The sequence below is a fragment of the Stutzerimonas kunmingensis genome, assembly GCF_021432085.1.
GTDB lineage: Bacteria > Pseudomonadota > Gammaproteobacteria > Pseudomonadales > Pseudomonadaceae > Stutzerimonas.
This window is the reverse complement of the sequence record NZ_CP090366.1, coordinates 4,198,700-4,216,700: the sequence shown is the minus strand read 5'-3', so window position 1 is coordinate 4,216,700 and position 18,001 is coordinate 4,198,700. Positions and strand designations below refer to the sequence as shown.

General features: G+C 64.5%; 17 protein-coding genes. 12 read left to right on the top strand and 5 right to left on the bottom strand.

Annotated features, from left to right (window positions below):
- Positions 1-15: 15 nt before the first annotated feature.
- The 4 genes from phoB to glcC all read right to left on the bottom strand — a co-directional run bounded on the left by phoB (position 16) and on the right by glcC (position 3,190).
- Positions 16-705 carry a phosphate regulon transcriptional regulator PhoB gene (gene phoB, locus LW136_RS20110; RefSeq protein WP_003283304.1) on the bottom strand — a complete coding sequence of 230 codons (690 nt, stop codon included), beginning with the start codon at positions 703-705 and terminating at the stop codon, positions 16-18.
- A 120-nt stretch (positions 706-825) separates the two neighbouring features.
- Positions 826-1,719 carry a 4-hydroxybenzoate octaprenyltransferase gene (gene ubiA / locus LW136_RS20105; RefSeq protein WP_090521878.1) on the bottom strand — a complete coding sequence of 298 codons (894 nt, stop codon included), beginning with the start codon at positions 1,717-1,719 and terminating at the stop codon, positions 826-828.
- A 43-nt stretch (positions 1,720-1,762) separates the two neighbouring features.
- Complete coding sequence (locus tag LW136_RS20100; RefSeq protein ID WP_234173856.1) at positions 1,763-2,302, bottom strand: chorismate--pyruvate lyase family protein; 540 nt, start codon at positions 2,300-2,302, stop codon at positions 1,763-1,765.
- Between the two features lie 114 nt (positions 2,303-2,416).
- Positions 2,417-3,190, bottom strand: a complete 774-nt coding sequence (glcC, locus tag LW136_RS20095; RefSeq protein ID WP_041015224.1) for a transcriptional regulator GlcC — start codon at positions 3,188-3,190, stop codon at positions 2,417-2,419.
- 237 nt (positions 3,191-3,427) lie between these two features.
- Between glcC and glcD the strand changes: the two genes are divergently transcribed.
- The 11 genes from glcD to LW136_RS20040 all read left to right on the top strand — a co-directional run bounded on the left by glcD (position 3,428) and on the right by LW136_RS20040 (position 15,646).
- The gene (glcD, locus tag LW136_RS20090; RefSeq protein WP_234173851.1) at positions 3,428-4,927 is read left to right on the top strand and encodes a glycolate oxidase subunit GlcD; all 1,500 of its coding nucleotides are present in this window, start codon (positions 3,428-3,430) and stop codon (positions 4,925-4,927) included.
- Positions 4,927-5,988 (top strand): glycolate oxidase subunit GlcE, encoded by a 1,062-nt coding sequence (glcE, locus tag LW136_RS20085; RefSeq protein WP_234173850.1) that lies wholly within the window; start codon positions 4,927-4,929, stop codon positions 5,986-5,988. The genes glcD and glcE overlap by 1 nt, the downstream gene beginning before the upstream one ends.
- A gap of 6 nt (positions 5,989-5,994) precedes the next feature.
- Entirely contained in the window at positions 5,995-7,212 is a 1,218-nt protein-coding gene (gene glcF, locus LW136_RS20080) for a glycolate oxidase subunit GlcF (RefSeq protein ID WP_234173848.1), read from the top strand.
- A 73-nt stretch (positions 7,213-7,285) separates the two neighbouring features.
- Positions 7,286-7,690: a heme-binding protein gene (locus LW136_RS20075; protein ID WP_003283314.1), complete on the top strand. Its 405-nt coding sequence runs from the start codon at positions 7,286-7,288 to the stop codon at positions 7,688-7,690.
- 20 nt (positions 7,691-7,710) lie between these two features.
- Positions 7,711-9,891: a malate synthase G gene (locus tag LW136_RS20070; RefSeq protein ID WP_234173847.1), complete on the top strand. Its 2,181-nt coding sequence runs from the start codon at positions 7,711-7,713 to the stop codon at positions 9,889-9,891.
- Between the two features lie 215 nt (positions 9,892-10,106).
- The gene (locus LW136_RS20065; protein ID WP_041015220.1) at positions 10,107-11,810 is read left to right on the top strand and encodes an L-lactate permease; all 1,704 of its coding nucleotides are present in this window, start codon (positions 10,107-10,109) and stop codon (positions 11,808-11,810) included.
- Between the two features lie 114 nt (positions 11,811-11,924).
- A complete protein-coding gene (gene rd, locus LW136_RS20060; RefSeq protein WP_003283319.1) occupies positions 11,925-12,092 on the top strand; it encodes a rubredoxin in 168 nt (55 codons plus the stop codon).
- 36 nt (positions 12,093-12,128) lie between these two features.
- The gene (locus LW136_RS20055) at positions 12,129-13,313 is read left to right on the top strand and encodes an NAD(P)/FAD-dependent oxidoreductase (RefSeq protein WP_234173839.1); all 1,185 of its coding nucleotides are present in this window, start codon (positions 12,129-12,131) and stop codon (positions 13,311-13,313) included.
- Between the two features lie 149 nt (positions 13,314-13,462).
- On the top strand, positions 13,463-13,735 hold the full coding sequence (locus LW136_RS20050; RefSeq protein ID WP_003283322.1) for an HU family DNA-binding protein: 273 nt from the start codon (positions 13,463-13,465) through the stop codon (positions 13,733-13,735).
- A 139-nt stretch (positions 13,736-13,874) separates the two neighbouring features.
- On the top strand, positions 13,875-14,249 hold the full coding sequence (locus LW136_RS20045; RefSeq protein ID WP_234173838.1) for an SCP2 sterol-binding domain-containing protein: 375 nt from the start codon (positions 13,875-13,877) through the stop codon (positions 14,247-14,249).
- 230 nt (positions 14,250-14,479) lie between these two features.
- Positions 14,480-15,646 carry a Fic family protein gene (locus LW136_RS20040; RefSeq protein WP_234173836.1) on the top strand — a complete coding sequence of 389 codons (1,167 nt, stop codon included), beginning with the start codon at positions 14,480-14,482 and terminating at the stop codon, positions 15,644-15,646.
- A gap of 17 nt (positions 15,647-15,663) precedes the next feature.
- Here LW136_RS20040 and LW136_RS20035 read toward each other — a convergent pair whose 3' ends face one another.
- Positions 15,664-16,605: a LysR family transcriptional regulator gene (locus LW136_RS20035; RefSeq protein WP_234173835.1), complete on the bottom strand. Its 942-nt coding sequence runs from the start codon at positions 16,603-16,605 to the stop codon at positions 15,664-15,666.
- Positions 16,606-16,779: 174 nt separating this feature from the next.
- Between LW136_RS20035 and LW136_RS20030 the strand changes: the two genes are divergently transcribed.
- Positions 16,780-17,961, top strand: a complete 1,182-nt coding sequence (locus LW136_RS20030) for an acyl-CoA dehydrogenase (RefSeq protein ID WP_077682169.1) — start codon at positions 16,780-16,782, stop codon at positions 17,959-17,961.
- The last annotated feature ends 40 nt before the right edge of the window (positions 17,962-18,001 follow it).

Sequence of the window (18,001 nt, the reverse complement as noted above, 5' to 3'; positions counted from 1 at the left end):
GCTCACCCGGCGTGCTCAGCTTTTGCTGGAGAAACGATAACCGGTGCCGCGTACCGTCTGCACCAGGTTCTCGTAGGCTTCGCCGAGCGCCTTGCGCAGCCGGCGGATATGCACATCGACGGTGCGCTCTTCTACATAGACATTGCCGCCCCAGACCTGATCGAGCAGCTGGCTGCGGGTGTAGGCGCGTTCCTGGTGGGTCATAAAGAACTGCAGCAGGCGGTATTCGGTGGGGCCCATCTCGGCCGGTTTGCCGTCGATGGTGACGCGGTGGCTGACCGGGTCGAGCAGCAGGCCGCCGATCTCGATCGGCGATTCGCTGTCCACTGGCGTCGCACGGCGCAGCACGGCCTTCAGGCGGGCTACCAGCTCGCGCGGCGAGAAGGGCTTGGTGATGTAGTCGTCGGCGCCGACTTCCAGGCCCTGGATCTTGTTGTCCTCTTCACCCTTGGCGGTGAGCATGATGATCGGCGTGTCGGCGGTCAGCTCGTCGCGCTTGAGGCGGCGCGCCAGCTCGATGCCCGAAGTGCCGGGCAGCATCCAGTCGAGCAGGATCAGGTCCGGCTTGCGGTCGATGATCAGCGCGTGGGCCTGCTGGGTGTTCTCTGCTTCGAGACAGTCATAGCCGGCCATTTCCAGGGCGACGACGATCATCTCCCGGATCGGCGCCTCGTCATCGACGATCAGTATGCTCTTGCCGTTCATGGTCAAGCCTCGGGTCTGTTCTTGTCGTCCGGCATTAGATAACGGAATTATTGCAGCCATGTGACAGGCAGACGGCAGCAGGCTGCCGTGCTCCGGCGCTCTAGCCCGGCACGCCTGGGCTTAAGCCTTGGTGGCGTAGTCCAGCACGATGCCCGCCAGGATCGCCAGTCCTGCCCAGTGGTTGTGCAGGAACGCCTTGAAGCAGATCTGCGGTTTGCGCGATTGGGTTTTCCAGAACTCCCAGGCGAAGCAGCCGGCGGCGACCACCAGCCCGAGGTGGAACCACTGGCCCAGCTCGAAGCGCACGCCGGCAAGGAGCAGGCAGAACAGCGCCAGGCCCTGCAGGGTGACGATGATGACGCGGTCCGCTTCGCCGAAGAGGATGGCGGTGGACTTGATGCCAATCTTCAGGTCGTCCTCGCGGTCGGCCATGGCGTAGTAGGTGTCGTAGGCCACCGTCCACAGCAGGTTGGCGATGAACAACAGCCAGGCCTCGGGCGGCAGGCTGCCGGTCTCCGCGGTGAAGGCCATCGGCATGCCCCAGGAGAAGGCCGCGCCGAGCACCACCTGCGGATAGAAGGTGTAGCGCTTCATGAACGGGTAGCAGGCGGCCAGCGCCAGGGCGCCGAAGGACAGGTAGACGGTGGTCGCGTTGGTCAGCAGCACCAGGCCGAAGCTCAGGCCCACCAGCACGGCGAACAGCGTCCAGGCCTCGCGCGAGCTGATCTTGCCGGTGGCCATGGGGCGCGCCTGGGTGCGTTGCACGTGGCCATCGAAGTTGCGGTCGGCGAAGTCGTTGACCACGCAGCCGGCGGCGCGCATCAGGATCACGCCGGTGACGAAGATGAACAGATTCTTCGCGCTGGGCACGCCTTCGGCAGCGATCCACAGCGCCCATAGCGTCGGCCATAACAGCAGATAGGTGCCGATGGGCCGGTCCAGGCGCATCAGCTGGATGAAGTCCCAGGCGCGCGGGTGCAGGCGATTGCACGATTGCAGCAGTTTCAGATACATCAACGGCTCTCCTTGGCGGAAGGGGGCATGCAGAGCGGCGCGCTCAGGGCATGACGGCGGCGGCCTGCCACAGCTCGGGGAGGAACACCTCGGCGACCAGCACGCCGAGCCGATTCTGGCGGAAGCACGAGCGCCGCGCCCAGAGGCCGTCGACACGGCACGCATCCGGTAGCCAGCGCGCGGGGTAATGACAGGCCTCGAGCGTGCCGCGGGCAAAGGCCGGATCGCTGAACAACAGCTCACCCAGGGAACGATTGCCCAGGCGCTGCAGGTCGAGGCCGGAGTCCTCCAGCTGCGCTCGCGCGGCGACGCTGCGGGCGAACACCCAGGGCTGGCCATGACCGCACAGATAGACTTCACGCACCCAGCCCTCGCTGTCGGCCGGAACGCCGAGCGCGGCGCACTCGTCGGCGCGCAGGGGCTGCCAGGCTTCGTGTAGCGGCGTCACGCTGAAGGCGCCATCGGCCAGCTCGGTCAGGCGGCGGGTGAGCGAGCCCTTGTCGACGTAGAGCCAGTCGTGCAGGGCGGGATCGAGGGGGGAGGGGAGGCAGTCGGCACTTAGCCAGTCATGAATTTCGGACACGGTGCGTCAGAGCTAGCGGAAAAGAGCGGCGAGTCTAGCATGCGACTTGGGCGCGGCACGGGTGCGGCTCTCCGGCCAGGGCTGTAGCCGCGCTCGGTAAACGCTACATACGCCTCAGGTCCAGCCTTCAAGGCGCATGGTGGCGCGCACCAGGCGCTGCTCTTCCTGCTCGATCTCCTTGAGATTGTCGCGAATGCCGTGGATATGGTCGCGCGCGGCGCGCTGGGCCTGTTCCGGCAGACGCTCGATCACCGCGTGATAGAGACGCGAGTGCTGGCGGTCGATCTGCCTCTTCTGCGCCGGTCGGTGGTAGAGGTTGTTCACCGAGGCGAAAACCGTGCTGAGCATCAGGTCGGTCAGCGACTGCAGCGTGTGCACCAGCACCGGGTTGTGCGAGGCCTCGCAGATCGCCAGATGAAACGCGTGGTCGAGGCGGGCGTGCTCGCGGGGGTCGGCGCCGTCCTCGCTGGCGTGGGCGGCGAGCATTTCCTCGTAACGGCGGCCGAGCAGCACGAAATCCGCATCGGTGCCGCGCAGGGCGGCCAGCCGCGCCGACTCGCTTTCCAGCAGCGCGCGTACTTCCAGCAGGTCGTAGAGCGTGCGCGGTTGCGAGTTGAACAGGTGCATCAGCGGGCTGGCATCGTGGTTGCCGGACAGTTCGGCGACGAAAGAGCCACGGCCCTGGGACGTCTCGATGATGCCGCGTCCACGCAATACGCGCAGGCCCTCGCGCAACGCCGAGCGGGAAATGCCCAGCTTCTCGCACAGGCGGCGTTCCGATGGCAGCGCCTGGCCGACCTTCAATACACCGTCGACGATCAGCCGTTCGATACGCTCGGCGACGACATCGGCGACTTGACGACGGTCATTGTGGTTTTCGTTCTGCATGTTCTTCGTTCTCCCACTGGTAGGACCAGTTTGGCGGGAGTTTACCCTGAATGCCTGAATACCAGTAACAGCGCCGTCTGGAGGACTATTCGGTAGTGCCTTTCATCGGGCGACTACAAAAAACTGGTAGGACCAGTTGTCTAGGTCATGGACTGGGGACCATCTTCGACGTTAAAGATGCGTCATTCCACCGCAGTCGTTCGCGCTGGCTGCAACCCACGAGAACCGGAACCTGCCATGAACATTCTCTACGACGAACGCGTCGATGGTGCGTTGCCCAAGGTCGACAAGGCCGCCCTGCTGGCCGAGCTGCAGGCGCAGTTGCCCGATCTGGACATCCTCCACCGCAGCGAGGACCTCAAGCCCTACGAGTGCGACGGGCTTTCCGCCTACCGCACCACGCCGCTGCTGGTGGTGCTGCCCGAGCGCATTGAGCAGGTCGAGACGCTGCTCAAGCTCTGCCATCAGCGCGGCGTGCCGGTGGTTGCCCGTGGCGCCGGTACCGGCCTGTCTGGCGGCGCGCTGCCACTGGAGCAGGGCATCCTGCTGGTCATGGCGCGTTTCAACAAGATTCTCGAAGTCGACCCGGCTGGGCGCTTCGCCCGCGTTCAGCCCGGCGTGCGCAACCTGGCGATTTCCCAGGCTGCCGCACCCTATGAGCTGTACTACGCGCCGGACCCTTCGTCGCAGATCGCCTGTTCGATTGGCGGTAACGTCGCGGAGAACGCCGGCGGCGTGCACTGCCTGAAGTACGGCCTGACCGTGCACAACCTGCTCAAGGTGGACATCCTCACCGTCGAAGGCGAGCGCATGACGCTCGGCTCCGACGCACTGGATTCGCCGGGCTTCGACCTGCTGGCGCTGTTCACCGGCTCCGAAGGCATGCTCGGCATCGTCACCGAGGTGACGGTCAAGCTGCTGCCCAAGCCGCAGGTGGCCAAGGTGCTGCTCGCTGCCTTCGACTCGGTGGAGAAGGCCGGTCGTGCGGTCGGCGACATCATCGCCGCCGGCATCATCCCCGGTGGCCTGGAAATGATGGACAACCTGTCGATCCGCGCTGCCGAAGACTTCATCCACGCCGGTTATCCGGTGGATGCCGAGGCGATTCTGCTCTGCGAACTCGACGGCGTTGAAGCAGACGTTCACGACGACTGCGCGCGAGTCAGCGAAGTGCTGAAGCTGGCCGGTGCCACCGAAGTGCGCCTGGCCAAAGACGAAGCCGAGCGCGTGCGTTTCTGGGCCGGGCGCAAGAACGCCTTCCCGGCGGTCGGGCGCATCTCGCCGGACTACTACTGCATGGACGGCACCATTCCGCGGCGCGAGCTGCCGGGTGTGCTCAAGGGTATTTCTGATCTGTCCGAGCAGTTCGGCCTGCGCGTGGCCAACGTGTTCCATGCCGGCGACGGCAACATGCACCCGCTGATCCTCTTCGATGCCAACCAGCCCGGTGAGCTGGAGCGCGCCGAAGACCTGGGCGGCAAGATCCTCGAACTCTGCGTGAAGGTGGGTGGCAGCATTACCGGCGAACACGGCGTCGGCCGCGAGAAGATCAATCAGATGTGCTCGCAGTTCAACGCCGACGAGCTGACGCTGTTCCACGCGGTGAAGGCGGCCTTCGACCCGCGTGGCCTGCTCAACCCCGGCAAGAACATTCCGACCCTGCATCGCTGCGCCGAATTCGGCCGCATGCACATCCACAACGGCCAGCTGCCTTTCCCCGAACTGGAGCGTTTCTGATGTCCGTAATCGCCAACGACGCCAGCGCGCAGTTGCTGGAGCAGGTCAACCAGGCGCTCGCCGCCAACACGCCGCTGCGCATTCAGGGCAGCGGCAGCAAGAGCTTTCTCGGGCGGCAGGCCGACGGTGTACTGCTTGATACCCGCGAGCACCGCGGCATCGTCAGCTATGACCCTACCGAACTGGTGGTCACCGTTCGCGCCGGCACGCCGCTGACGGAGCTGGAAACCGCGCTGGATGAAGCTGGGCAGATGCTGCCTTGCGAGCCGCCCCACTTCGGCGAGGGCACCACCGTCGGCGGCATGATCGCCGCCGGGCTGTCCGGCCCGCGTCGCCCGTGGAGCGGTTCGGTGCGCGATTTCGTGCTCGGCTCGCGGGTCATCACCGGCCAGGGCAAGCACCTGCGTTTCGGTGGCGAGGTGATGAAGAACGTCGCCGGCTACGACCTGTCGCGCCTGATGGCCGGCAGCTTCGGTTGCCTCGGCGTACTCACCGAAGTCTCGCTCAAGGTCCTGCCCAAGCCACGCCTGTGCACCAGCCTGCGTCTGGAAATCGACCTCGACCGCGCGCTGATGAAGCTCGCCGAGTGGGGCCAGCAACCGATCCCGATCAGCGCCGCCAGCCATGATGGCCAGGCGCTGCACCTGCGTCTGGAAGGCGGCGAAGGCTCTGTTGGTGCGGCGCGCGAGCGCATCGGTGGCGAGGATCTCGACCCCGGCTACTGGAACGAGCTGCGCGAGCAGCGCCTGGCGTTCTTTGCCGACCCGCGCCCGCTGTGGCGCCTGTCGCTGCCGAACAATACGCCGGCGTTGGGTCTGCCCGGCGATCAGCTGTTGGACTGGGCCGGTGCCCAGCGCTGGCTGAAGTCCGATGCCGACGCGGTGACCATCCGCGGCATCGCCATCGAGGTCGGCGGCCATGCCACCTGCTTTACCGCAGGTGCCACGACCAATCCGTTCCAGCCGCTGTCGGCACCGCTGCTGCGCTATCACCGCCAGCTCAAGGCCGCGCTGGATCCGCAGGGGATCTTCAACCCCGGCCGCATGTATTCCGAGGTCTGACGACGTATGCAAACCAATCTGAGCGAAGCGGCGAAAAAGCTGCCGCGCGCCGAAGAAGCCGAAAGCATCCTGCGCTCGTGCGTGCATTGCGGCTTCTGCAATGCCACGTGCCCGACGTACCAGCTGCTGGGCGACGAGCTGGACGGCCCGCGCGGGCGCATCTACCTGATGAAGCAGATGTTCGAAGGCGGCGAGGTGACCGAGAGCACCCAGCTGCACCTGGACCGCTGCCTGACCTGCCGCAACTGCGAAACCACCTGCCCGTCCGGGGTGAAGTACCACAACCTGCTGGACATCGGCCGCGATTTCATCGAGCAGCAGGTGCAGCGCCCGCTGGGCGAGCGCCTGGTGCGCGGCGGCCTGCGCACAGTGATCCCGCGTCCCGGCCTGTTCAAGGCACTGCTGGGCGCAGGCAACGCGCTGAAGCCGCTGATGCCGGCCTCGCTCAAGGATCATCTGCCGCGCGAGATCCGCCCGGCCAAGCCGCGCCCTCAGGTGATGCACAGCCGTCGCGTGCTGATGCTCGAAGGCTGCGTGCAACCGAGCCTGTCGCCGAGCACCAACGCCGCCGCCGCGCGGGTACTCGACCGGCTCGGCATAAGCGTCAGTCCGGCGCGCGAGGCCGGCTGCTGTGGCGCGGTGGACTACCACCTCAATGCCCAGGATGCCGGCCTTGATCGTGCACGGCGCAACATCGACGCCTGGTGGCCGGCCATCGAAGCCGGTGCCGAAGCCATCGTGCAGACCGCCAGCGGCTGCGGTGCCTTCGTCAAGGAATACGGTCATCTGCTCAAGGATGACCCGGCCTACGCCGCCAAGGCCGCGCGGGTCAGCGAGCTGGCCAAGGATCTGGTCGAGGTGCTGCGCAGCGCCGAGCTGGAAAAGCTCAATGTGCGCGCCGACAAGCGCATGGCCTTCCATTGCCCATGCACCCTGCAGCACGCACAGAAGCTCGGCGGCGCGGTCGAAGACGTGCTCACCCGTCTGGGCTACCAGCTCACTGCGGTGCCGGATGCGCACCTGTGCTGCGGCTCGGCCGGCAGCTACTCGATCACCCAGCCGGAGATTTCCCACCAGCTGCGCGACAACAAGCTCAACGCGCTGGAGAGCGGCAAGCCGGAAGTGATCGTCACCGCCAACATCGGCTGCCAGACCCACCTCGACGGTGCCGGTCGCACGCCGGTCAAGCACTGGATCGAAGTGGTCGAGGAATCGATGCAGTAGCAACGCCTCATGGTTCGGTCGCCCCGCCAGGGCGGCCAGCGAACAACCGAAACACGAAGACAGGAGAATCGAGATGAAAAGCAAAGCCGTACTGAGCCAGACCGAAGTCGCCACCATCCTCGCCGCCGCCCGTGCCGAAGCGCAGGCCAACGGCTGGGCCGTGACCATCGTCGTCGCCGACGACGGCGGCCATCCGCTGGCGCTTGAGCGTCTGGACGGCTGTGCGCCGATCGCCTCCTACATCGCCACCGAGAAGGCCCGCAGCTCGGCCCTCGGCCGTCGCGAAACCAAGGGCTATGAAGACATGGTCAACGGCGGCCGCAGCGCCTTCCTCTCCGCGCCGGTGGTCTGCTCGCTGGAAGGCGGCGTGCCGCTGGTCGTCGACGGCCAGGTGATCGGCTCGGTCGGCGTCTCCGGCGTGACCGCCGCGCAGGATGCCCAGATCGCCAAGGCCGGCGTTGCTGCCCTGGCCAACTGAACAGACAAGGAGAACGACTGATGACCGAGCGTGTAACCCTGGGCCGCCTGCAAGTCGCGGCCAATCTGCAGCGTTTCATCGAAGACGAAGTCCTGCCGGGCACCGGTATCGAAGCCGCCGCCTTCTGGCAGGGCCTGGACGCCCTGGTCCACGACCTGGCGCCGAAGAACCGTGAGCTGCTCGCCGAACGTGACCGTATGCAGGTCGAGCTGGACAGCTGGCTCAAGGCCAACCCAGGCCCGATCAAAGACATGGCCGCCTACCGTGCCTTCCTTGAATCCATCGGCTACCTGCTGCCGGTGCCGGGCGAGGTGAAGATCGAAACCGCCAACGTTGACAGCGAGATCGCCACCCAGGCCGGTCCGCAGCTGGTGGTGCCGATCATGAACGCCCGCTATGCGCTGAACGCCGCCAACGCCCGCTGGGGCTCGCTGTATGACGCGCTCTACGGCACCGACGCCATCTCCGAAGAGGGCGGTGCGCAGAAGGGGCCGGGCTACAACGAAGTCCGTGGCGCCAAGGTCATTGCCTACGCGCGCAATTTCCTCGATCAGGCCGCGCCGCTGGCGCAGGGCAGCCATGCCGACGCCACCGCCTACCGCGTGCAGGACGGTCAGCTGAAGGTCACCCTGGAGAACGGCAGCGTCACCGGGCTCAAGCAGCCGGAGAAGTTCGTCGGCTTCCAGGGTGAAGCGGTCGAGCCGAAGGCCGTGCTGCTGAAGAACAACGGCCTGCACGTCGAAATCCAGATCGACCCGAACAGCCCGATCGGCCAGACTGATCCCGCCGGCGTGAAGGACCTGTTGGTCGAGTCCGCGGTTTCCACCATCCTCGATTGCGAAGACTCGGTCGCCGCAGTTGACGCCGAAGACAAGGTGCTGGCCTATCGCAACTGGCTGGGTATCGCCCAGGGCACCCTCAGCGAAGAAGTGGCCAAGGGTGGCTCGAGCTTCGTCCGCCGCCTGAACCCGGACCGCGAATACAGCGCGCCCAATGGTGGTGAGCTGAAGCTGCACGGTCGCTCGCTGTTGTTCATCCGCAATGTCGGTCACCTGATGACCAACCCGGCGATCCTGTTGGAAGACGGCCGCGAGATCCCGGAAGGCATCATGGACGGCGTGCTCACCAGCCTGATCGCCAAGCATGACCTCAAGCGCAAGGGCAACTCGCGCACCGGCAGCGTCTACATCGTCAAGCCGAAGATGCACGGGCCGAAGGAAGTCGCCTTCGCCGACGAGCTGTTCGGTCGAGTCGAGGACCTGATCGGTGTGCCGCGCTATACCCTGAAAATGGGCATCATGGACGAGGAGCGCCGTACCAGCGCCAACCTCAAGGCCTGCATCGCGGCGGCCAAGCACCGCGTGGCCTTCATCAATACCGGCTTCCTCGACCGTACCGGCGACGAGATGCACACCTGCATGGAAGCCGGCCCGGTGCTGCGCAAGGGCGACATGAAATCCACCCCATGGATCCAGTCCTACGAGCGCAACAACGTGCTGGTCGGCCTGGCCTGCGGCCTGCGCGGCAAGGCGCAGATCGGCAAGGGCATGTGGGCCATGCCGGACCTGATGGCGGCCATGCTCGAGCAGAAAATCGGCCATCCGAAATCCGGCGCCAACACCGCCTGGGTACCGTCGCCGACCGGCGCCACCCTGCACGCGCTGCATTACCACCAGGTGAATGTGCAGGCCGTGCAGAGCGAGCTGGAAAAGGTCGATCTGGCCGCCGAGCGCGAGCAGCTGCTCAACGATCTGCTGACCATCCCGGTGGTCGCCGAGGACAAGTGGAGCGCCGAGGAGAAGCAGCAGGAGCTGGACAACAACTGCCAGGGCATCCTCGGCTACGTGGTGCGCTGGGTCGAGCAGGGCGTCGGCTGTTCCAAGGTGCCGGACATCCACAACGTCGGCCTGATGGAAGATCGCGCCACCCTGCGTATCTCCAGCCAGCACGTGGCCAATTGGCTGCACCATGGCGTGGTGACTCGCGAGCAGGTGCAGGAAACCCTGGAACGTATGGCCAAGGTGGTCGACCAGCAGAATGCCGGTGATCCGCTCTATCGCGCCATGTCCGCCGACTACACTCAGTCGGCGGCCTTCCAGGCGGCCTGTGATCTGGTGTTCAAGGGGCGCGAGCAGCCGGCCGGCTACACCGAGCCGCTGCTGCATGCCTGGCGCCAGCGTTACAAGGCAAGCCAGGCCTGACCGGCTAGGAGGCCGCGTGCTGCCAGAGGCTTGGCGCACGCGGTGCTGGGAAACAGCCCCAGACGCCCCACGGCGTCCGGGGCTTTCGAGCATTGGCGTCGAGGTTACGGCCTCGGCACCGCGAGACGCACCGCGTGGGGGCGTTTCATGCGAAGCACCGGGCACGCCCGGACACATTAGAAGCGGTTCACAACAAAAACACAGGGACCCAACAAATGAGTCAAACACTACTGTCCATCCTGGCCTTCGTGCCGCTGGTGCTGGCGGGTGTGCTGCTGATCGGCTTTCGCTGGCCGGCCAAGTACGCCATGCCGCTGGTATTCGTCCTCACTGCGCTGATCGGTCTGCTGGCCTGGGACATGACCCTCAACCGGGTCATTGCCTCGACCTTGCAGGGCCTGATCCTTACCGCGGCGATCCTCTGGATCATCTTCGGTGCGATTCTGCTGCTCAACACGTTGAAACACTCCGGGGGAATCAGTTCGATTCGGCGCGGCTTCTCCAACGTCAGCCCTGACCGTCGGGTACAGGTGCTGATCGTCGCCTGGCTGTTCGGCTGCTTCATCGAGGGGGCCTCGGGCTTCGGTACCCCGGCCGCGGTGGCGGCGCCGCTGATGGTCGCGCTGGGCTTCCCGGCGCTGGCGGCAGTGGTCATGGGGATGATGGTGCAGTCCACGCCGGTATCCTTCGGCGCGGTGGGCACGCCGATTCTGGTCGGCGTCGGTGCGGGCCTGGACAAGACCGGCATCAGCGAGCAGCTGGCAGCGGTGGGCAGTAACTGGGAGGTGTTCTTCCACCTGATCTTCTCGCGCGTCGCGATCATCCATGCGCTGTGCGGGATTCTCATGCCGCTGATCATGGTCAGCATCATGACCCGCTACTTCGGTCGCAACAAATCCTGGACCGAAGGTCTGGCGATTGCGCCGTTCGCGGTGTTCACGGGTCTGGCCTTCGTCATTCCGTATGCTGCGGCCGGCGTGTTCCTCGGTCCGGAATTCCCGTCGATGATCGGTGCGCTGGTCGGTTTGGCCATCGTCGTGCCGGCGGCCAAGGCCGGTTTCCTGCTGCCGAAGGACAGCTGGGATTTCGCCCCGGCGAGCGAGTGGCCATCCGAGTGGATGGGCAAGATCGAGATGAAGATCGAGGACGTCGCCGGCAAGACGCCGATCTCCGTGCCGATGGCCTGGGCACCGTATCTGGTGCTCGCCGCGTTGCTGGTGGCATCGCGGGTATTCCCGGACTTCAAGGCGCTGCTGATGTCGTTCACCTTCGGCTGGAAGGACATCCTTGGTGAGACCGGTGTGTCCGGTACGCTGGAGCCGCTGTATCTGCCGGGTGGCATTCTCTGCATCGTGGTGCTGATCACCTTCTTCCTGCATCGGATGAAGGCCGGCGAGCTGGGCGCGGCGATTTCCGAGTCGAGCAAGACCCTGCTTGGCGCGGGCTTCGTGCTGATCTTCACCATCCCGATGGTGCGGATCCTGATCAACTCCGGCGTCAATGGCTCCGATCTGGTGTCCATGCCGGTGGCCATGGCGCAGCTGGTGGCCAACAGCGTCGGCTCGGTCTATCCGTTCTTCGCTCCGGCAGTCGGTGCGCTGGGCGCCTTCATCGCCGGTTCCAACACCGTGTCCAACCTGATGCTGTCGCAGTTCCAGTTCAACACCGCGGGCCTGCTCGGCCTGTCCGGTGCACTGATGGTGGCGCTGCAGTCGGTGGGTGCGGCGGCGGGCAACATGATCGCCATTCACAACGTGGTGGCGGCTTCGGCCACGGTAGGCCTGCTCGGTCGCGAAGGGATCACCCTGCGCAAGACCATGCTGCCGACCCTGTACTACCTCATCCTGGCCGGCACCATCGGGCTGATCGGGTTCTACGTGATGGGCATCAGCGATCCGCTGGCGGGTACCGCAGGCTAAGCCTGGCGGTATCGCGACGGGCGGCTCAGGCCGCCCGTTTTCATTTGTGGGATTGGTGCGGCGCGCTGTTCTGGTATAGCGTGCGTCGCAGTCGAAAGAGCATCGAGGTTACCCATGAAGAAATGGCAATGTGTGGTGTGCGGCTACATCTATGACGAAGCGCTGGGCGTACCGGAAGAAGGCATCGCGCCCGGGACTGCCTGGGAAGACGTGCCGGAAGACTGGGTTTGCCCGGACTGCGGTGTCGGCAAGATGGACTTCGAAATGATCGCCATCGGCTGAAAACCGTATCGCCAACCACCCATACGAGGACATGACGTGAGCGCACCTGTAGTCATCGTCGGTACCGGCCTGGCCGGCTACAACCTGGCCCGTGAATTCCGCAAGCTGGACACGCAGACGCCGCTGTTGCTGATTACCGCCGATGACGGGCGCTCCTATTCCAAACCGCTGCTGTCCACCGGTTTCGCCGCCAACAAGAACGCCGAGAGCCTGGGCATGGCCACCGCCGGTGCCATGGCCGAGCAGCTGAACGCCGAGATTCGCATCCATACCCGCGTCACCCGCCTCGATCCGGCGAATCGGCGCGTGTGGATCGGCAATGAACCGGTCTCATATCGCGATCTGGTACTGGCCTGGGGGGCGCAGACGATCCAGGTACCAGTCGCAGGCGATGCCGCCGACGCAATATTTCCGATCAACGACCTGCACGATTACGGCCGCTTCCGCGCCGCCGTCGCCGGCAAGCGCCGCGTGCTGATTCTCGGCGCCGGGCTGATCGGCTGCGAGTTCGCCAACGACCTGCTGCTGGGCGGCCACGAGGTCGATCTGGTCGCGCCGAGCGAGCAGGTCATGCCCGGCCTGCTGCCGCTGCAGGCGGCCCAGGCGGTAAGGCGTGGCCTGGAGGGCATCGGCGCGCGCTTCCATCTGGGCGCCACGCTGCAGCGCCTCGAACGCAGTGACGACGGCCTGCAGGCGCAGCTTTCCGACGGCAATCGGCTGGCCTGCGATCTGGTGGTCAGCGCCGTTGGCCTGCGCCCGCGCACCGAGCTGGCAGCTGAGGCGGGGCTTGAGGTCAAGCGCGGCATCGTCGTTGATCGCCTGCTGCAGACCTCGGCGGCCCACGTCTACGCCCTCGGCGATTGCGCGGAAGTGGAGGGGTTGAACCTGCTCTACGTGATGCCGCTGATGGCCGGTGCGCGGGCCCTGGCTAAAACGCTGTTTGGCAATCCTACCTTTGTCAGTTATGGCCCCATGCCGGTCACCGTAAAGACCCCGGCATGCCCGGTGGTGGTCTCACTGCCTGTGCTTGATAGTGTCGGCAGCTGGACCGTGGAGGCCGAGGGTAATGATGTCAAAGCGCTCTATCTCGGCGCTTCCGGGCAGCTGCTCGGCTACGCCCTGACCGGCGCGGCGGTGCAGGAGCGGCTAGGGCTGAATAAGCAGCTGCCGCCGGTGCTGGCGGAACTACCGCAAATTCTGTCGCTAAAGTCCCCCGGCTGAGCTGGCGAGCCGCCTACAGGGACTGGCGCAGGTGCTAGCGCCGTGCCATTCTCCATGGGTCTGCCCCAGCCTAGAGCTGTTGCAGCGCCTTTAGCGCTGTTCTTGTGAACAGTACGGACACAACAACAAAAACGTCTCAGAGGCTCCCAATGCGTAAACCGGAACTCGCCGCAGCCATTGCCGAGAAGGCCGATCTGTCCAAGGACCAGGCCAATCGCGTACTCAACGCCGTGCTGGATGAAATCACCAACGCGCTGAACCGCAAGGACAGCGTGACCCTGGTTGGTTTCGGCACCTTCGTTCAGCGCCACCGTGGTGCCCGCACCGGGAAAAACCCGCAAACCGGGCAACCGGTAACCATCAAGGCCAGCAATACCGTCGCCTTCAAACCGGGCAAGATGCTCAAAGACGCGGTCAACTGACGCTGCGCCAACCCGGAGCCAACGGGCTCCGGGTCAACCTGACTGCTCGGTCCGTCCCGGACCCATTCGTACCCGTCCTTCCTCCCGCCGACCAAGCCACTACAATGCGGCCTTTTCCCATACCGGTCGGTACCTCAACATGAAATTCCGCTTTCTGCTTTGGATGCTTGGCCGCCTGATGGCCAAGGCCAGCCGCACCAATCCCGAGTTCCAGCAGCAGCTGGGCGACAAGGACCTGAGCTTCCAGCTACACACCCTGGACGGCAAGGTCGCCCGGCATTTCGTGGTGAAGAACCAGCGCGTCACCAGCAGGCGCGGCCCGGCGAGCGAGCCGGCGTTCTCACTTGGCTTCAAGGATGCCGCCTACGGCTTCGCCACCATGACCGCGAAGAACAAGCAGCTGGCGTTCATGCAGGGGATTCAGAACAAGGACATCCAGATCCAGGGGAATCCGGCGCTGGTGATGTGGTTTCAGGGGTTGATGAAGTACCTGAAGCCTCGTAAGAAGAAGTGACTCTGTCGCGTCACCTTCTCATGTCCGGCCAAGAACCGTAGGGTGGAAAACCGCGTAGGGCGTCCATGCCTGAGCGGATCAGCTTTGACTTGGCCGTAACTCAAATTTAAGTTCGCTGAATGCAGGAGTTGACTTGTGGTGTGGGTCGAATCTCGGCCTTGGCTAGTATTTTTGAGGGTTTGCGTGGCATTGTGTCGACTTAATTGTTGAGCGGGTTGGAGATTTTCAACATGCCGGATTTCACTCATCACGACTTGGTCCTCCTCAATCCAGCCTTCGACTCACCACTTGTCGATGTCCTGAATGAGTTGGAGCACCTACGCCGCTATAGGCTGGCGGGTACGACTCCAGCAAGCCTTTTCTTCCAACTCAAGAATGTTTTCCACATCTTGGAAAGCCTTGGGTCTGCCCGCATTGAAGGCAACCACACAACTCTTGCTGATTACGTTGAGAGCAAGATGGAGGGAGATGACACGGCTACCGATCAACTGCGCGAAATCTCCAACATCGAGAGAGCTATGAGCTTCATCGAGCAACATTTCAAGGAAGGAGACGACGTCAGCCTCCATCTCATTCGAGAATTGCACGCCATTACCGTAGGGGGGCTCGACAGAGAGGGAGACCGGAATCCCGGTCAGTTCAGGACGACCCAGGTTCGCATTGCGCAATCGAAGCACCTTCCGCCGGACGCCGTGCAAGTTGCTGGGTACATGGATGAGTTGGTGGCGTTCATAAATGCTCACGATCCGCAGAAGTATCACCTTATGAAAGTGGCGCTCGCGCACCACCGATTCGGATGGATTCACCCGTTTGCCAATGGCAATGGTCGGGTGGTTCGTTTGTTGACGTACCTGATGCTCATCAAGTACGGATTCGATGTCTCCGCCGGCGGTCGACTGCTGAACCCCACTGCAGTATTCTGCAATGATCGTGAGCGTTACTACGAGATGCTGGGCGAGGCTGATCGCGGTACACAGCTAGGTCTGGAACGGTGGTGCATCTATGTACTCCAGGGCATCCTCACAGAGCTGAGCAAGCTCGATCGGCTGTGTGACTATGGCTACCTTAAAGCCAGAATCCTGCAGCCGGCACTCGCCTTCTCTCGTGAGAGAGAACACATCACCGGCCAGGAGCACTCAATTCTTCGTCGACTTCTGGACACTGACAGCGGAGTGGCGAAGTCTGGAGACCTAGCGGATGCGATGCCTGACCTGAACGGGCCGCAACGGACCTATCAAATCAAGAAGTTGGTTGACAGACGAATGCTGGTCCCGATTCAGCCCAACTCCCGTCAGTACACCCTGGGCTTCACGAACAACTACCTGCTTCGGGGCGTCATTCGTACGTTGACGGCCGAAGGCTTTATTCCTGAGCCTGTCGTGGCGGCACGGCCATAAGTGGCTGCCTATTAAGGTTAGCTGCCTGATTCTCTTGGGGCGGCAATGAGTTCGTTAGGAGCCTGCCCCCTCCAAACCCTCGCCTGCTCCTTCAACCAGTCCCGGAACGCGACCAGCCCAGCCGACTCCACCTTGCGCTCGGGAATCATCAGGTAGTACGCCCGCGTCTCGCTGCGATAGGCGTGCGGATGCGCCAGCACCAGCCGCCCCTCGGCCAGTTCTCGCTGGATCAGGAACGGCGGGATCAGCGCCACCCCCATGCCATGCTCGGCCGCCTGCGCCAGCATGGAGAACAGCTCCAGCCGCGGGCCGGTCATGTCGCGGGCGACTTTCAGCCCCAGCGAATCGAACCACTGCCGCCAGGCATAAGGCCGTGTGGTCTGCTGCAGCAGTGGCAGTTCGGCCAGGGCCTGGGTCGTAAACGGCTGACCGTCGCGCAGCAGGGCGGGGCTGCAGACTGGCTGTAGGTCTTCGGGCATCAGGTAGTGCGCCTCGGTACCGGACCAGTCGGCATCGCCGAAGTAGATGGCAGCATCGAACTCGGTATCGGCGAACAGAAAGGGCCGGGTGCGGTTGGTCAGGTTCACCGTGATCTCCGGATGCAGCGCCTGAAAATGCCTGAGGCGCGGCACCAGCCATTGGGTGCCGAAAGTCGGCACCACGGCCAGCTCTAGGCTCATCGCGCCTTGCTGGCCCATCACCGACAGCGTGTCGCGCTCCACCGCGTCCAGCTGCGCCGCGATGCGGCGGGCGTAGGACTGGCCGGCGGCGGTCAGCTTCACGCCGCGTCGCGAACGGCGGAACAGCGCCAGGCCGAGGAATTCCTCCAGCCCGCCGATCTGTCGGCAGATGGCGCTCTGGGTCAGCGCCAGCTCGTCGGCTGCGCGGGTGAAGCTCTCGTGACGGGCGGCGGCCTCGAAGGCGATCAGCGCGGCGGTGCTGGGAATCTTGCGGCGCATTATGCAAAGACCTCACGGGATAAGCCTGACGATGGCCAATGAGCTTATCTCGGAGTGAGTGAAACGCACAGTTTGGTGCGAAATCCTCGTTTGCGACGCACCGTTGCGGCGCCTAGGATCAGCTCATCCCGCCCCGCGCCCGCGGTGCCGAAGACAACAAGAGGAGCCTCCCGAATGGCCGGCAAAGCAAGCTTCAACTGGATCGACCCGCTGCTGCTCGACCAGCAGCTGACCGAGGAAGAGCGCATGGTGCAGGCCAGCGCCGCGCAGTTCGCCGCCGACAAGCTGGCGCCGCGGGTGCTGGAAGCCTTCCGCCATGAGCGCACCGATCCGGCGATCTTTCGCGAGATGGGCGAGACCGGCCTGCTCGGCGCGACCATTCCCGAAGCCTACGGCGGCAGCGGGCTGAACTACGTGTGCTACGGCCTGATAGCCCGCGAGGTCGAGCGCATCGATTCGGGCTACCGCTCGATGATGAGCGTGCAGTCCTCGCTGGTGATGGTGCCGATCTTCGAGTTCGGCAACGAGGCGACCAGGCAGAAGTACCTGCCCAAGCTGGCCAGCGGCGAATACATCGGCTGCTTCGGCCTCACCGAGCCGAACCACGGCTCCGACCCTGGCTCGATGGTCACCCGGGCGAAAAAGGTCGACGGCGGCTATCGCCTGTCCGGCAGCAAGATGTGGATCACCAACAGCCCGATCGCCGATGTCTTCGTGGTCTGGGCCAAGGATGACGCCGGCGAGATTCGCGGCTTCGTGCTGGAAAAGGGCTGGGAAGGGCTGTCCGCCCCGACGATTCACGGAAAAGTCGGCCTGCGCGCCTCGATCACCGGCGAGATCGTCATGGACAACGTGTTCTGCCCGGAAGAGAACGCCTTCCCCGACGTGCGCGGGCTGAAGGGCCCGTTCACCTGCCTGAACAGTGCCCGCTACGGCATCAGCTGGGGCGCGCTGGGCGCCGCCGAGTTCTGCTGGCACACCGCGCGCCAGTACGTGCTCGACCGCCAGCAGTTCGGCCGGCCGCTGGCGGCCAACCAGCTGATCCAGAAGAAACTGGCCGACATGCAGACCGAGATCAGCCTGGCCCTGCAAGGTTGCCTGCGCCTCGGCCGGATGAAGGACGAGGGCACCGCCGCGGTGGAAATCACCTCGATCATGAAGCGCAACAGCTGCGGCAAGGCACTGGACGTGGCGCGCATGGCGCGCGACATGATGGGCGGCAATGGCATCAGCGACGAGTTCGGCGTGGCCCGGCACCTGGTCAACCTGGAGGTGGTGAACACCTACGAGGGCACCCACGATGTGCACGCGCTGATCCTCGGCCGCGCGCAGACCGGCATTCAGGCGTTCTTCTGAACTGCTCCCCTCTCCCTCTGGGAGAGGGGCTGGGGGTGAG

Excerpts from the sequence above, each read along its gene's own strand:
- LW136_RS20030 (WP_077682169.1), top strand. The coding sequence starts at position 16,780 with ATGGCCGGCAAAGCAAGCTTCAACTGGATCGACCCGCTGCTGCTCGAC.
- rd (WP_003283319.1), top strand. The coding sequence starts at position 11,925 with ATGAAGAAATGGCAATGTGTGGTGTGCGGCTACATCTATGACGAAGCG.
- LW136_RS20035 (WP_234173835.1), bottom strand. The coding sequence starts at position 16,605 with ATGCGCCGCAAGATTCCCAGCACCGCCGCGCTGATCGCCTTCGAGGCC.
- glcD (WP_234173851.1), top strand. The coding sequence starts at position 3,428 with ATGAACATTCTCTACGACGAACGCGTCGATGGTGCGTTGCCCAAGGTC.
- LW136_RS20065 (WP_041015220.1), top strand. The coding sequence starts at position 10,107 with ATGAGTCAAACACTACTGTCCATCCTGGCCTTCGTGCCGCTGGTGCTG.
- glcC (WP_041015224.1), bottom strand. The coding sequence starts at position 3,190 with ATGCAGAACGAAAACCACAATGACCGTCGTCAAGTCGCCGATGTCGTC.
- phoB (WP_003283304.1), bottom strand. The coding sequence starts at position 705 with ATGAACGGCAAGAGCATACTGATCGTCGATGACGAGGCGCCGATCCGG.
- LW136_RS20070 (WP_234173847.1), top strand. The coding sequence starts at position 7,711 with ATGACCGAGCGTGTAACCCTGGGCCGCCTGCAAGTCGCGGCCAATCTG.
- glcE (WP_234173850.1), top strand. The coding sequence starts at position 4,927 with ATGTCCGTAATCGCCAACGACGCCAGCGCGCAGTTGCTGGAGCAGGTC.
- glcF (WP_234173848.1), top strand. The coding sequence starts at position 5,995 with ATGCAAACCAATCTGAGCGAAGCGGCGAAAAAGCTGCCGCGCGCCGAA.
- LW136_RS20050 (WP_003283322.1), top strand. The coding sequence starts at position 13,463 with ATGCGTAAACCGGAACTCGCCGCAGCCATTGCCGAGAAGGCCGATCTG.
- LW136_RS20040 (WP_234173836.1), top strand. The coding sequence starts at position 14,480 with ATGCCGGATTTCACTCATCACGACTTGGTCCTCCTCAATCCAGCCTTC.
- ubiA (WP_090521878.1), bottom strand. The coding sequence starts at position 1,719 with ATGTATCTGAAACTGCTGCAATCGTGCAATCGCCTGCACCCGCGCGCC.
- LW136_RS20045 (WP_234173838.1), top strand. The coding sequence starts at position 13,875 with ATGAAATTCCGCTTTCTGCTTTGGATGCTTGGCCGCCTGATGGCCAAG.
- LW136_RS20075 (WP_003283314.1), top strand. The coding sequence starts at position 7,286 with ATGAAAAGCAAAGCCGTACTGAGCCAGACCGAAGTCGCCACCATCCTC.